Origin of the sequence: Actinomycetospora chlora (genome assembly GCF_039542135.1) — a bacterium.
Taxonomy (GTDB): Bacteria; Actinomycetota; Actinomycetes; order Mycobacteriales; family Pseudonocardiaceae; genus Actinomycetospora; species Actinomycetospora chlora.
In genome coordinates this window covers 130,625-144,606 of record NZ_BAABHO010000010.1, presented here as the reverse complement: position 1 = coordinate 144,606, position 13,982 = coordinate 130,625, and the positions used below count along the sequence as shown (strand labels likewise).

Here is a 13,982-nt window from a genome sequence, read left to right as displayed (position 1 = left end):
CGACGAGGCCGTCGCCGGGGCCGCGGCGGCCGCCCGGCGCGCGGGGCCCGCCCGGGACGCGGCCCCGCTCCCGGCGCCGACCGGCGACGCCGACCGCGACTGGGAGCGGGAGGCCGCCGAGACCTCCCCGGCCGTCTTCGCCCGGCTCGCCGACGAGCTGGGGGCGTCGTTCCGCCCCGACGCGACGTCGTTCGGCTTCGCCGAGGACCGCGTCACCACCACGTGGCTCGGCACCTCGACGGGCCTGCGGCGACGCTGGGTCGAGCCGACCGCGTCGGTCGAGCTCAACCTCAAGGACCCGGCGACCGGCACCTCGGTGTGGGGCGGCGAGGGCGCGACCGACGTCCGGACCGTCGACGTCGCGGCGCTCGTCGGCCGCCTGCACGACCGGCTGCCGTGGGGACGGCGCCGGATCGACCTGCCCGCCGGGCGCCACGAGACGATCCTGCCGCCGTCCGCGGTCTCCGACCTGATGATCTACCTGGCCTGGTCGATGGGCGGGCGCCCGGCCCAGGAGGGGCGCTCGGCGTTCTCCCGCGCCGGCGGCACCCGCGTCGGCGAGCGGCTCGGGACGCTGCCGCTGACGCTCGCCGGCGACCCGGCCGCGCCCGGCTTCCCCGACCTCGCCTACACCCCCGTGCTCGCGACGACCTACTCCGGCGACGAGGTCTCGGTGTTCGACAACGGCGCGGAGACCGGCCGCGTCGAGTGGGTCCGCGACGGGACCGTGGCGACGCTCGCCTACCCGCGGGCCGCGGCGCAGGAGTACGGGGCGCCGTTCGCCGCGCCGACCGACAACCTCGTGCTCACCGGCGGCGAGGACGCCCGCCTGGAGGAGATGGTGGCCGCCACCGAGCACGGCCTGCTGCTGACGTGCCTCTGGTACATCCGCGAGGTCGACCCGGCGACACTGCTGCTCACGGGTCTGACCCGGGACGGCGTCTACCTGGTGGAGTCCGGCGAGATCGTCGGCGAGGTGAACAACTTCCGGTTCAACGAGTCGCCGCTGGACCTCCTGCGCCGCGCCACCGAGGCCGGCACCACCGAGCGCACCCTGCCGCGCGAGTGGAAGGACTGGTTCACCCGCGCGGCCATGCCCCCGCTGCGCGTCCCCGACTTCCACATGACCTCGGTGTCCCCCGGCCGCTGACGTACGTGTGTGATCTTCCGAGCTATAGCTCGGAAGATCACGCACGTGGGAGGCGCATGATGGGAGCGTGGTCCGTTCGCTGATGCGCTACACCGCGCCGCAGGAGGCGTGGGAGGCCGACGTCCCTGTGCGGGGGGACGTCAACGGGCTGGCCACGCTGCTCGCCGAGGGTGGCGCGCTCGTGCTCACCGGCGCCGGTATCTCCACCGACTCCGGCATCCCCGACTACCGCGGCCCCACGAGCGCGGCCCGGCGCCACGCCCCGATGACCTACGACGCCTTCGTCGGCGACCCCGTCGCCCGCCACCGGTACTGGGCGCGCAGCCACGTCGGCTGGCCGCAGATCGCCGGCGCGCGGCCCAACGACGGGCACCGGGCCGTCGCCGCCCTGCAGCGCACGGGCCTGCTGCGCGGCGTCATCACGCAGAACGTCGACGGGCTGCACCAGGCCGCCGGCGCCCGCGACGTCGTCGAGCTGCACGGCGCGCTCGGCCGCGTCGTGTGCCTCGGGTGCGGCGCGACGCTGCCGCGCCCGGCGATCCAGCAGCGCCTCGCCGCGCTCAACCCGGGCTTCGACGCCCGAGCGGGAGCGATCAACCCCGACGGCGACGCCGAGCTCCCCGACGCCGAGCTCGATCGCTTCGCGATGATCGACTGCCCCGCGTGCGGCGCCGGCCCGCTGAAGCCCGACGTCGTCTTCTTCGGGGAGTCGGTGCCCCGGCCCCGCGTGCAGCAGTGCTTCGACCTCGTCGACGGCGCCCGCAGCCTGGTCGTCCTCGGCTCCTCGCTGACGGTGATGTCCGGCCTGCGCTTCGTGCACGCCGCCACCCGCCGCGGGCTGCCGGTGGCCGTGGTGACGGCCGGCCCGAGCCGGGCGGACGCCGTCGCCGACGTCCGGCTCACCGGCGCACTGGGCGAGGTCCTGCCGGCGTGCCTGGCCACCCTCGGGCTGCTCGATCGAGCCTGAATCGTTCAGCTTGATCGTGGAAGTGAGTCCCCCGACAGCTCCCGGCGGTGTCCTGTCGAGGAACTCTCGTTAACGTCGAACACCCCGACGGAGTATTCAGGGGCACGGCCGCCCGTGCCCCTGCTACGCCGTTCCCGAGGCGACCGGGGCCGCCTTCGCGGTCGCGGCGTTGCGGCGAGCGAGAGCCAGCGACCGAGGAGACGCATGACTGCTGTTCCGACCATCCAAGGACTCGAGAACCCGCCGATCGGACGCCGCGAGGTAATCGAGTGGGTGGCCGAGGTCGCGGACCTCACCACTCCTGACCGCGTCGTGTGGTGCGACGGATCGCAGGAGGAGTGGGACCGTCTCACCGCGGAGCTCGTCGAGGCCGGCACGTACGTGCGCCTCGACCCCGCGAAGAAGCCGAACTCGTTCTACGCGGCGTCCGACCCCGACGACGTGGCGCGCGTCGAGGAGCGCACCTTCATCTGTTCGGTCGACCGCCGCGACGCGGGGGTCACCAACAACTGGATGGACCCGGCCGAGATGAAGGCCACCATGCGCGAGCTGTACCGCGGCTGCATGCGCGGGCGGACCATGTACGTCATCCCGTTCTGCATGGGCCCGGTGAACGCGGAGCACCCGAAGCTCGGCGTGGAGATCTCCGACAGCGCCTACGTCGTGACCTCGATGCACATCATGACGCGCATGGGCGCGGCGGTGAACGAGCGCCTCGAGGCGGCGGACTCCGAGTGGGTCCCGGCGCTGCACTCCGTCGGCGCCCCGCTCGAGCCCGGCCAGGCCGACGTGCCCTGGCCCTGCAACGACACGAAGTACATCAGCCACTTCCCGGAGACGCGCGAGATCTGGAGTTTCGGCTCCGGCTACGGCGGCAACGCGCTGCTGGGCAAGAAGTGCTACTCGCTGCGCATCGCCTCGGCCATGGCCCGCGACGAGGGCTGGCTCGCCGAGCACATGCTGATCCTCAAGCTCATCAGCCCCGAGGAGAAGGCCTACTACGTCGCGGCGGCCTTCCCGTCGGCGTGCGGCAAGACCAACCTCGCGATGCTCCAGCCCACCGTCCCGGGCTGGCGCGCCGAGACCGTCGGCGACGACATCGCCTGGATGCGCTTCGGCGACGACGGCCGGCTGTACGCGGTGAACCCGGAGTTCGGCTTCTTCGGCGTCGCGCCGGGCACCAACTGGAAGACCAACCCGAACGCGATGCGCACCATCGAGCAGGGCAACGCCCTGTTCACCAACGTGGCGCTGACCGACGACGGGGACGTCTGGTGGGAGGGCCTCGAGGGCGACCCCCAGCACCTGACGGCGTGGACCGGTGACGACTGGACGCCCGGCTCGGCCAAGCCGGCCGCGCACCCGAACTCGCGCTACACCGTGCCGATCTCGCAGTGCCCCGTCGTCGCCCCCGAGTGGGACGACCCGCAGGGCGTGCCGATCTCGGCGATCCTGTTCGGCGGCCGCCGCAAGACGACGGTCCCGCTGGTCACCGAGTCGTTCGACTGGCAGCACGGCACGTTCATGGGCGCCACGATGTCCAGCGAGATGACCGCGGCGGCCAAGGGCGGCAAGGGCCAGGTCCGCCGCGACCCGATGGCGATGCTGCCGTTCCTCGGCTACAACGTCGGCGACTACTTCCAGCACTGGGTGAACGTGGGCAAGAGCGCCGACGCCACCCAGCTGCCGAAGATCTTCTACGTCAACTGGTTCCGTCGCGGCGAGGACAACCGCTTCCTCTGGCCCGGGTTCGGCGAGAACAGCCGCGTCCTCAAGTGGATCATCGAGCGGCTCGAGGGCAAGGCCGCCGCCACCGAGACGCCGATCGGGCACGTGCCGGGCGCCGACCAGATCGACATCGAAGGCCTGTCCGAGCCACTGGAGGACATCGAGGCGTCGCTGCGCTTCGACCGCGAGGAGTGGCTCGAGGAGCTGCCGCTCATCGAGGAGTGGTTCGACAAGATCGGCGAGTCCCTGCCGACCTCGATGCGCGACGAGCTCGAGGCCCTCAAGCAGCGTCTCGACGCGAGCTAGGCACCACCACGGGCCCCGCCCACCAGCACGAACGATCGGCGCCTTCGCAGCTTCGGAAGCAGCGAAGGCGCCGTTCGTTCGTCCGGGGCCGGGCGCATCCGGAGCAGTGGGCTGCGCCTCGACGCAAGCGCTTCACCTCGACGTCACGGTGGGCTTACCATCGCTCGGCTCTGCGTGAGCCCGCGCCGACGAGGAGGTCCGAGCGATGACGACGTCCGCCCCACCACCCGGGGAGTCCTCGAGCCCGACGGAGGAGACGTCGCCGCCGGAGAGCCCGCCCCGCGGCTGGACCGACGTCCGCTTCCGGTGGATCAACCTGCTGCTGTTGGTCCCGCTGGTCTCGATCCTGCCGTTCCTGTTCAACAGCGAGGAGCCGACGCTGGCCGGGCTCCCGTTCTTCTACTGGTTCCAGCTGCTCGTGATCCCGGTCGGCATCCTCTGCACGGTCGCCGTGCACCGGCTCACCCGCCACGTCGACGAGGAGGGCGAGCAGTGAACGGCACGCAGACGGTCGAGCTGGTCATCTTCGTCGCGCTGTTCGTGGCCGTCGCGGTCATGGGCTTCATGGCGAGCCGGTGGCGCCGTGCCACCGACCTCGAGCACCTCGACGAGTGGGGCCTGGGCGGGCGGCGCTTCGGCTCCTGGGTCACGTGGTTCCTGCTGGGCGGCGACCTCTACACCGCGTACACGTTCGTCGCGATCCCGGCGCTGCTGTTCTCCTCCGGCGCGCTCGGCTTCTACGCGGTGCCCTACACGATCATCGCGTTCCCGCTGGTCATGCTGCCGCTGCTGCGGCTCTGGTCGGTCTCGCGGGTGCACGGCTACGTCACCCCGGCCGACTTCGTGCGCGGCCGCTACGACTCCCCGCTGCTGGCGCTGCTCATCGCGATCACCGGCATCGTCGCGACGATGCCCTACATCGCCCTGCAGCTCGCGGGGCTCGAGGCCGTGCTGCGCACGATCGGCCTCAACGGCACCGGGTTCTGGGGCCACGCGCCGCTGTTCATCGCGTTCGTCGTGCTCGCCGCCTACACCTACCAGTCGGGGCTGCGGGCGCCGGCGCTGATCGCGGTGGTCAAGGACCTGCTGATCTACCTGGTCATCCTCGTCGCGATCATCTACCTGCCGCTCAAGCTCGGTGGCTGGGGCGCGATCTTCGACGCCGGGCAGGCGAAGCTCTCGCAGCCCTCGCCGGCCACCGGCCAGCCCGCGGGCTCGATCCTGCTGACGGCCAACAACCAGCTGCAGTACGCCACGCTGGCGCTGGGCAGCGCGCTCGCGCTGTTCCTCTACCCGCACTCGGTGACCGGCGTGCTGTCGAGCCAGAGCCGCAGCACGATCCGCCGCAACATGGCCGCGCTGCCGGCGTACTCGTTCCTGCTGGCCCTGCTCGCGCTGCTCGGCTACGTCGCCATCGCCGCCGGCGTGAAGCCCATCGTCAACGGCTCCACCGGGCGCGCGGACACCAACACGATCGTCCCCGTGCTGTTCGACAACCAGTTCCCGTCGTGGTTCGCCGGCATCGCCTTCGCCGCGATCGGCATCGGCGCGCTGGTCCCCGCCGCGATCATGTCGATCGCCGCGGCGAACCTGTGGACCCGCAACATCTACAAGGAGTTCATCCGCCGTGACGCGACGCCGCGCGACGAGGCCCGCCAGGCCAAGCTCGCGTCGCTGGTGGTCAAGGTCGGCGCGGTGCTGTTCATCGTGCTCATCGACCCGCAGTTCTCCGTCGACCTCCAGCTCATCGGCGGCGTGATCATCCTGATGACGCTGCCGGCCGTGGCCATCGCGCTCTACACGCGCTGGTTCCACCGGTGGGCGCTGGTCGCGGGCTGGGTCGCCGGGCTGGCGTGGGGCATGTACCTGCTCTACGGGATCGTCAACCCGAACACCGGCCGCCACTTCGGCGGGTCCGCGCTCGCGCTGGACAAGCTGTCGTTCTTCGGCTGGGCGCCGTGGGACGGCTCGAAGGTCCAGATCTACGTCGGCTTCGTGGCGCTGATCCTCAACCTCGTCGTCGCCGCCGTCGGGACGCTCGTGCTGCGCGCGCTGGGCACGCCCGAGGGCCGCGACCACACCGCCACGTCCGACTACCACGCGACACGCGTGCCGGAGTCGACGACGCCGGAGGCCGTGACGAGCGTGTGAGCCATACTCCGCACGCATGAGCACCCTGGCGGACGTCTCGCCGTCGCTGGCCGCCGCCCTCGGCGTCGAGGGGTTCACCGACACCCTCGGCATCGGGGGCGGCGTCGGCGGCGGGATCCGCGGGGTGGCGCTGCTGCTGGTCGACGGGATGGGCGCCGACCTCGTCGCCGAGCACGCCGACCACGCCCCGGCGCTGGCCGAGCTCGCCGCCCGCGGCCGGACGCTCGACGCCGGCTTCCCGTCGACGACGGCCGTCAGCGTCACCAGCCTCGGCACCGGCCTGCCCGCGGGCGGGCACGGGATCGTCGGCTACAGCATGGCCGTGCCGCCGCTCGACCACCCGGACGCGCCCGCGGACGTCGTGCTCAACACCCTGCGCTGGTGCGCGCACGGCTCCACCGACCCGGTCGACCTGCGCCGCGAGCTGCCGCCCGAGCAGGTGCAGCCGGTGCCGACGGTGCTGCAGCGCGCCGCGCGGGCGGGCGTCACCGTGACCACGGTCGCGCCGGAGATCCAGCGTCGGTCCGGGCTGACGCGGGCGGCCCTGCGCGGGTGTCGCTTCCGCGGGGTGACGGCGCTGGGCGACCTCGGCGCCGCCGTGGTCGAGGCGCTCGGCGAGGCCACCGCCGACGAGCCGGCGTTCTGCTACGCCTACCACGGCGACCTCGACATGATCGGCCACGCGCACGGCCCCGGCTCGCTGCCGTGGCGGCTGCAGCTCGGCGTCGTCGACCGGCTGGTGGCCCAGGTCGCCGAGGACCTGCCGCCGGACACCGTCCTCGCCGTCGTCGCCGACCACGGGATGGTGGCCACCGACGCGGGCTGGCGCATCGACCTCGACACCACCCCGGCCCTGCTCCGCGGCGTGCGCCGCCTCGCCGGGGAGGCGCGGGTGCGGCACGTGTTCGCCGCCGACGGGGCCCTGGAGGACGTCGTCGCGGCGTGGCGGGGCGAGCTCGGCGACGCCGCCCGCGTCCGCACCCGGGACGAGGCGATCGCCGACGGCTGGTTCGGCGCGGAGGTCACCGACGCCGCCCGCGGGCGCATCGGCGACGTCGTGGCGGCGGCCGAGGGCAACTGGACGCTCGTGCGCTCGCGGATCGAGCCGATGGAGACCGCCCTGGTCGGCCACCACGGCTCGTTCACCGACGCCGAGCAGCACGTGCCGCTGCTGCTCGCGCACGGCTGATCAGCCCTCCGTCGGCACCGGGATCCGGGCCCGCACCCGGCCGCCGTCCGGCGTCGCCCCGGCGTCGAGCGAGCCGCCGAGCTGGTCGAGCCGCTCGCGCATCGACGTCAGCCCCACCCCGGGCGTCCAGGACGGGCCGGCGCCGCCGTCGTCGGCGACCAGCAGGTCGAGCACACCGTCGCGGCGCCGCACCGCCACCGTCGCCGCGCTCGCGCCGGCGTGGCGGACGACGTTGAACACGGCCTCGGTCACCACCCGGTAGGCGGCGACCTCGACCGCCGCGGGCAGGGTCCCGACCGCGTCCGCCGCCACCGTCACCGTCGGGCCGTCGGCGTCCTGGGTGATCCGCTCGGCCTGCTGGCGCAGCGCGGGGACCAGGCCGAGCTGGTCGAGCACCGGGGGCCGCAGGTCGTGGACGAGCCGGCGGACCTCGGCGATGGCGCCGGCGACGTCACCGCGCAGCTCGGCGATCAGCTCGGACGCCCGCCCCGGGCGGGTGGCGGCGACGTTGCGGGCCGCGTCGGCGGTGTAGGCCACGCCGGCCAGCACCGGGCCCAGGCCGTCGTGCAGGTCGCGGCGCAGCCGGCGGCGCTCCTCCTCGGCCGCGAGCACGACGAGCCGCCGCGAGCGCTGCACCTCGTCGGCGAGCCGGGCGCTCTGCAGCGCGCGGGCCAGCGGCCCGGCCACCAGGCCCAGCACGGCGTCGGTGGCCCGCGGCAGCTCGCGGTGGTGCTCGGGCAGGCCGACGACGAGGTCGCCGACGTGCTCCTCGCCGGCCTGCAGCGGGATCGTCGTCACCGGCCCGTCGGTGTGCCCGGCGGCCGCGACGACGTGGCCGTCGTGGTGCAGCGCCACCGACGGCAGGTCCACCGACGCCCGCAGCGCGTCCAGCCACTGCTGCGGGCCGCCGCCGCGGCGCAGCTCGTCCCCGAGCACGGACACGACGCCGACGGGGTCGGGGCGGCCCCCGAACATCACCTGGTCCAGGGTCTCCCGCACCCGGACGAGGGCGGGGTGGAACAGCGCCGCGACGACGACGCAGACCACCGACGCCACCGCCCGTGACGGCGGCCGCCCCGTCGTCACCTCGAGCACCGCCAGCGTGCCGGCGAAGGCGCCGAGGGCGAGGTCGACCATGACGATGACGACCGCGACGCCCGAGATCGCCCGGCGGACGTCGGCGACCCGCGGGGCGAGCAGGGCGACGACCAGCGACGCCGGCACCGCCAGCCCGCACAGCACCGCCGCAGAGACGAGGACCGCCGCGAGCACGGTGCCGGGGACCTGCTCGACGGCGAAGAGCAGGTGCACGTCGGCCAGCGCCGCGGCGCCCGCCCCGAGCAGCACCCACAGGATCCGCTCGCGCTCGAGGTCGCGTGCCCCGTCCGCGCGGACCCACACCGCGGCCGCGAGCGCGGTGCACAGCAGCACCGAGGCCGGGAGGGCGACGGGCGCGATCGGCGCCACGACCATCGCCAGCCCGCACACGGCGACGACACCGGCCGCCGCCCGCCCGACGGTGCCGTGCAGGTCGCCGGTGGGGAAGGTGAGCACGAGCCCGGGCAGGAGCAGCGCCAGCACGACGGCCAGGGCGCGCTGCTCGACCGTAGCCAGCGCCGGCGCCCGGTCGACCGCGGCCTCGAGCAGCGCGAGGGCGAGCAGGGCGGCGCCGACCGCCGTCGTCCACGCCGTCGGTCCGCGAGCCCCGCCGCCGCGGCGCACCACGGCGGCCGCGACCAGCCCGCCGGTCCCCAGCACCAGCGCCCCGGCGGTCCACGCCACGCCCGGGCCGCTGACCGGGGGCCGGAGCACGACCGCGACGACGGCGGCGAGGACCGCGCCGCCGGCGGCGATCTCGCCGGGCGTCGGCCGCGCGGTCACCCCGACCCGCCCAGCCCCTCGTGCCGGGCGCGCACGACCGCCTCGGCGCGGGTGGCCACGCCGAGCTTGGTGAAGATCGCCGAGACGTGGTTGCCGACCGTCTTGGGGGCGAGGCCGAGGTCGGCCGCGATGGTCCCGTTCGGCCGTCCGCGGGCCAGCGCGTCGAGCACGTCGCGCTCGCGCGGCGTCAGCTCGGGGAACGGGACCGCGGGCGCGGCCGGTGCGGCGAGCCGCGCGACGACGTGGGCGGCGGCCCCCGGCGCGACGATCATCTCCCCGGCCACCACGGCGTGCACCGCGCGCCGGATCTCCTCCTGGTCCGCGCCCTTGAGCAGGTAGCCCCGGGCGCCCGCGCGCAGCGCCGCCAGCACGGTCTCGTCGTCGTCGTGCATGGTCAGGACGAGGACCGCCACGCCCGGGATCGCCGCCGCGATCCGCCGGGTGGCCTCGACGCCGTCGAGGTCGGGCATCTGGACGTCCATGAGCACGACGTCCGGCGCCAGCAGCTGGGCCTCGCGGACCGCCTCGCGCCCCGTCGCGGCCTGCCCCACGACGGCGACGCCCTCCACCGAGTCGAGCAGCGCGGCGAGCCCGCGGCGCACCACCGGATGGTCGTCGGCGAGGACGACCCGGATCGGCGGTGTGGCGGTCACGTCGAGATCGTGACACTGCGCGGTCGGGGTGTCTCCGGTCCCGCGTCCCCGATTCACCCGGGAAGATGCCCGGACGACCGGGAACGCGCCCCGTTGTGACGGCGGGTGCTCGACACGCAGGCTTCTCCCACGTCACCGTCCCGTCCCGCCCCGGAGCACCCCATGAGCACCCTGCCCTCCCGCGCGAAGATCGGCTTCTGGATCTGCGTCGTCCTCGCCGTCGTCGACATCGCCGGCGCCTTCGTCCCGACGGCTCCGGACGGCCAGGGCCCGCCGCTGGTCGTCATGGTCTTCTCGGCCGTGATGGGCGTGGTGACGCTGGTCGCGGCGGTGCTCGTCGCCCGCTCGGGCAGCCGCGCCGCCGTCCGGGTCATCGCCGTCTCGCGCATCCTCTCCGCGATCACGGCCCTGCCGGCGTTCTTCGTGCCCGACGTGCCCGCGCCGTTCGTGGCGTGGGGCGCCGCGACCGTCGTCCTCACGATCGTCGCCGTCGTGCTCCTGATGAGCCGCGCGCGGGCCCGCGTGGGTGCGTGAACCCGCGAGCGAGGGCGTCCCTCGCTCCGTCGCGGCGCCTAGGATCGGGCGCGATGAGCGACCCGCCCGACCCGGTCCCCGAGGGCGTCCGCGACCTCGCGACGCGGGTGTTCGGGATGGCCCGCGACGGCGACGCGGCCTCGCTCGCGGACTACGTCGACGCCGGCGTCCCGGTGGACCTCACCAACGAGCACGGCGACACGCTGGTCATGCTCGCCGCCTACCACGGGCACGCCGAGGCGGTGTCCGTGCTCGTCGCGCGGGGCGCCGACGTCGACCGTCTCAACGACCGCGGCCAGTCCCCGATCGCCGGGGCGGTGTTCAAGGGCGAGGAGGCCGTCGTCCGGGCGCTCGTCGCGGCCGGGGCCGACGTCCGCGCCGGTCACCCCACCGCGGTCGACACCGCGCGGATGTTCGAGCGGGAGGACCTCCTCGAGATCCTCGATCCCTGAAGGCGACTAGAGCGCCTTGAGGATGTCCTCCACCCGGACCTTCGCGTCGCCGAAGATCATCGACGTGTTCTCGCGGAAGAACAGCGGGTTCTGCACGCCGGCGTAGCCCACGGCCATCGAGCGCTTGAACACCACGACGTCCTTGGCCTCCCACACCCGCAGCACCGGCATGCCGGCGATGGGGCTGTTCGGGTCCTCCATCGCCGCCGGGTTGACGGTGTCGTTGGCTCCGATGACGAGCACGACGCTGGTCGACGCCAGGTCGTCGTTGATCTCGTCCATCTCGAGGACGATGTCGTAGGGCACCTTGGCCTCGGCCAGCAGCACGTTCATGTGCCCGGGCAGGCGCCCTGCCACCGGGTGGATGCCGAAGCGGACGTCGACGCCGCGGTCGACCAGTCGGCGGGTGAGGTCGGCGACCGGGTACTGCGCCTGGGCCACGGCCATGCCGTAGCCCGGGACGATGACCACCGACGACGCGTCGGTGAGCATCTCCGCGACCTCGTCGGCGGTGACCTCGCGGTGCTCGCCCTCGACGACCGCCGACGTCCCGGACTCCACGCCGAAGCCGCCGGCGATGACCGACAGGAACGAGCGGTTCATCGCCTGGCACATCACGTAGGACAGGTAGGCACCGGAGGAGCCGACGAGCGCGCCGGTGACGATCAGCAGCGTGTTGTCGAGCAGGAAGCCCGACGCCGCGGCGGCCCACCCCGAGTAGCTGTTGAGCATCGACACGACGACGGGCATGTCGCCGCCGCCGATCGACGCGACGAGGTGCCAGCCCAGCCCCAGCGCGACCGCGGTGATCGCGATCATCAGCCCGAGCGAGGGCGTAATGGTGAAGCCGACGGTCAGCGCGGCGAAGGCCACCAGCGCGCCGAGGTTGAGGACGTTCTTGCCCGGCAGCGTCAGCGGCCGCGACTTCATGCGCCCGGAGAGCTTGCCGTAGGCGACGATCGAGCCGGTGAACGTCACGGCGCCGATGAACACCCCGACGCCGACCTCGACGGAGTGGATGCCGAGCAGCTCGGGCGCGACGGTGGTCTGCGCCGGCCCCTCCGACTCGACCTCCAGGTAGCCGTTCCACCCCACGAGGACGGCGGCGAGCCCGACGAAGCTGTGCAGCAGCGCGATGAGCTCGGGCATGCCGGTCATCTCGACGACCCGGGCCCGCCAGAGCCCGATGCCGCCGCCGATCACCATGGCCACGGCCAGCAGCGCGACCGCGCCCGCTGTCAGCGAGCCGGCCGCGAGCACGACGGTCGCGACGAGGGCGACGGCCATGCCGGCGATGCCGTACGCGACGCCGGCACGGGCGGTCTCGTGCTTGGACAGCCCGGCGAGGCTCATGACGGTGAGCAGCGCCGCGACGATGTACGCCGCGGTCGCCATGCTCTCGGTGGCCTCGGCGCTCACTGGGCAGGCCCCTTCGTGAACATGGCCAGCATCCGGCGTGTCACCGCGAAGCCGCCGACGATGTTGATGCTGGCCAGCAGGACCGCGATCCCGGCGAGGACCGAGACGACCACGCCGTGCTGGCCGAACTGCAGCAGCGCCCCGACGATGACGACGCCGGAGATGGCGTTGGTGACCGACATCAGCGGCGTGTGCAGCGCGTGGTGCACCTTGCCGATGACGTAGTAGCCGATGACCACGGCGAGCACGAACACCGTGAGGTTGGTGGCGAGCTCGGCCGGCGCGAACGCCGTGGCCAGGAAGAGCAGGGCCAGCCCGACGGCGATGGCGGCGTAGCGCCGCGCCGGGGACGCCGGGCGCTTCGGCGCCACCACCGGCGTCGACGCCTCCGGCGCCACCGGCACGCTCGGGGCCGCCGACACGGGGATCGGCGGCGGCGGCCAGAGCACCTCGCCGTGGTGGGCGACGGTCATCGAGCGGATGACGACGTCGTCGAGGTCGAGCACCAGCTCCCCGTCCGCGCCGGGCACCAGCAGCTTGAGCAGGTTCACGAGGTTGGTGCCGTAGAGCTGCGAGGCCTGGGCCGGCAGGCGCGCGGCGAGGTCGGTGTCGCCGACGATCGTCACCCCATTGTCGGTGACGACGACCTCGTCGGCCACCGAACCCTCGACGTTGCCGCCCTGGCCGGCGGCCATGTCGACGACGACGCTGCCGGGCTTCATGCTCGCGACGTCGGCGGCCGTGAGCAGCCGCGGCGCGGGACGGCCGGGGATGAGCGCGGTGGTGACGACGACGTCGACCTGCGCCGCCTGCTCGCTGTAGATCTCCGCGGCGCGGGCGTCGTAGGCGGCCGAGGTGGCGCGGGCGTAGCCGTCGGCGCTCGCCTCCTGCTCCACCTCGACGGCCAGGAACTCCCCGCCCAGCGAGCGGACCTGCTCGGCGACCTCGGGTCGCGGGTCGGTGGCCCGCACGACCGCGCCGAGGCTCGAGGCGGCGCCGATCGCGGCCAGCCCGGCGACCCCGGCGCCGGCGACCAGCACCGTCGCGGGCGGCACCTTGCCCGCGGCGGTGACCTGGCCGGTGAAGAAGCGTCCGAACCGGTGCGCGGCCTCGACGACGGCGCGGTAGCCCGCGATGTTGGCCATCGAGCTGAGGACGTCCAGCGACTGCGCCCGGGAGATGCGGGGCACGGCGTCGGTGGCCAGGACCGTCAGGCCGCGGCGGGCGAGGTCGGCGAGCACGTCGGGGTGGCGGGCGGGCCCGACCATCGCGATGACCGTCGTGCCGGCGGCGAGGCGGTCGAGCTGCGCGGCCTCGGGCGTGCGCAGGGCGAGCAGGACGTCCGCGGACCAGGGGTCGCCGATCTCGGCGCCCGCCGCCGCGTAGGCGTCGTCGGTGAAGCTGGCGCGCTCGCCCGCGCCGGGCTCGACGACGACCGTCGCCCCCAGGTTCGTCAAGCCCACCACCGTCGCCGGGGTCGCGGCCACGCGGGTCTCGCGCTCCCCCGCCTCGCGGGGCACACCGATGCGCACCGTCGCGCTCCTCCCACCAC

General features: G+C 74.1%; 12 protein-coding genes. 8 read left to right on the top strand and 4 right to left on the bottom strand.

Annotation, left to right across the window (positions count from 1 at the left end):
- The 6 genes from ABD994_RS08870 to ABD994_RS08845 form a co-directional block, all read left to right on the top strand.
- Positions 1-1,150: metallopeptidase TldD-related protein (locus ABD994_RS08870; protein WP_345413103.1), on the top strand; the 1,150-nt coding region annotated here is incomplete at its 5' end.
- Positions 1,151-1,232: 82 nt separating this feature from the next.
- Entirely contained in the window at positions 1,233-2,117 is an 885-nt protein-coding gene (locus ABD994_RS08865) for an NAD-dependent protein deacetylase (RefSeq protein WP_345413114.1), read from the top strand.
- Between the two features lie 204 nt (positions 2,118-2,321).
- Positions 2,322-4,151 (top strand): phosphoenolpyruvate carboxykinase (GTP), encoded by a 1,830-nt coding sequence (locus tag ABD994_RS08860; protein WP_345413101.1) that lies wholly within the window; start codon positions 2,322-2,324, stop codon positions 4,149-4,151.
- 205 nt (positions 4,152-4,356) lie between these two features.
- Positions 4,357-4,647: a DUF3311 domain-containing protein gene (locus ABD994_RS08855; protein ID WP_345413099.1), complete on the top strand. Its 291-nt coding sequence runs from the start codon at positions 4,357-4,359 to the stop codon at positions 4,645-4,647.
- Positions 4,644-6,302 carry a monocarboxylate uptake permease MctP gene (mctP, locus tag ABD994_RS08850; RefSeq protein ID WP_425550042.1) on the top strand — a complete coding sequence of 553 codons (1,659 nt, stop codon included), beginning with the start codon at positions 4,644-4,646 and terminating at the stop codon, positions 6,300-6,302. Before ABD994_RS08855 ends, mctP begins: the two co-directional genes overlap by 4 nt.
- Positions 6,303-6,318: 16 nt before the next feature.
- Positions 6,319-7,491, top strand: coding sequence for an alkaline phosphatase family protein (locus ABD994_RS08845; RefSeq protein ID WP_345413097.1), 1,173 nt, complete (start codon positions 6,319-6,321; stop codon positions 7,489-7,491).
- Here the strand turns inward: ABD994_RS08845 and ABD994_RS08840 are convergent, their stop codons facing one another.
- Together ABD994_RS08840 and ABD994_RS08835 are read right to left on the bottom strand one after the other, a co-directional pair.
- The gene (locus ABD994_RS08840; protein ID WP_345413094.1) at positions 7,492-9,372 is read right to left on the bottom strand and encodes a sensor histidine kinase; all 1,881 of its coding nucleotides are present in this window, start codon (positions 9,370-9,372) and stop codon (positions 7,492-7,494) included. It lies immediately after the preceding gene.
- Complete coding sequence (locus tag ABD994_RS08835) at positions 9,369-10,025, bottom strand: response regulator transcription factor (protein ID WP_345413092.1); 657 nt, start codon at positions 10,023-10,025, stop codon at positions 9,369-9,371. The genes ABD994_RS08840 and ABD994_RS08835 overlap by 4 nt, the downstream gene beginning before the upstream one ends.
- Before the next feature lie 162 nt (positions 10,026-10,187).
- Between ABD994_RS08835 and ABD994_RS08830 the strand changes: the two genes are divergently transcribed.
- Positions 10,188-10,559 (top strand): hypothetical protein, encoded by a 372-nt coding sequence (locus ABD994_RS08830; protein WP_345413090.1) that lies wholly within the window; start codon positions 10,188-10,190, stop codon positions 10,557-10,559.
- A gap of 53 nt (positions 10,560-10,612) precedes the next feature.
- Positions 10,613-11,011, top strand: coding sequence for an ankyrin repeat domain-containing protein (locus ABD994_RS08825; protein WP_345413087.1), 399 nt, complete (start codon positions 10,613-10,615; stop codon positions 11,009-11,011).
- Positions 11,012-11,017: 6 nt separating this feature from the next.
- On the opposite strand, the gene pntB is transcribed toward ABD994_RS08825, so the two are convergent.
- Both pntB and ABD994_RS08815 read right to left on the bottom strand, forming a co-directional pair.
- Positions 11,018-12,406: a Re/Si-specific NAD(P)(+) transhydrogenase subunit beta gene (gene pntB / locus ABD994_RS08820; protein WP_345413110.1), complete on the bottom strand. Its 1,389-nt coding sequence runs from the start codon at positions 12,404-12,406 to the stop codon at positions 11,018-11,020.
- A 20-nt stretch (positions 12,407-12,426) separates the two neighbouring features.
- Positions 12,427-13,962: a Re/Si-specific NAD(P)(+) transhydrogenase subunit alpha gene (locus tag ABD994_RS08815; RefSeq protein ID WP_345413084.1), complete on the bottom strand. Its 1,536-nt coding sequence runs from the start codon at positions 13,960-13,962 to the stop codon at positions 12,427-12,429.
- Positions 13,963-13,982: the final 20 nt, after the last annotated feature.

Bases quoted from the DNA above. Each gene is read 5' to 3' on its own strand.
- ABD994_RS08865 (WP_345413114.1), top strand. From the start codon at position 1,233: ATGCGCTACACCGCGCCGCAGGAGGCGTGGGAGGCCGACGTCCCTGTG.
- ABD994_RS08860 (WP_345413101.1), top strand. From the start codon at position 2,322: ATGACTGCTGTTCCGACCATCCAAGGACTCGAGAACCCGCCGATCGGA.
- ABD994_RS08855 (WP_345413099.1), top strand. From the start codon at position 4,357: ATGACGACGTCCGCCCCACCACCCGGGGAGTCCTCGAGCCCGACGGAG.
- ABD994_RS08845 (WP_345413097.1), top strand. From the start codon at position 6,319: ATGAGCACCCTGGCGGACGTCTCGCCGTCGCTGGCCGCCGCCCTCGGC.
- ABD994_RS08830 (WP_345413090.1), top strand. From the start codon at position 10,188: ATGAGCACCCTGCCCTCCCGCGCGAAGATCGGCTTCTGGATCTGCGTC.
- ABD994_RS08825 (WP_345413087.1), top strand. From the start codon at position 10,613: ATGAGCGACCCGCCCGACCCGGTCCCCGAGGGCGTCCGCGACCTCGCG.
- pntB (WP_345413110.1), bottom strand. From the start codon at position 12,406: ATGGCGACCGCGGCGTACATCGTCGCGGCGCTGCTCACCGTCATGAGC.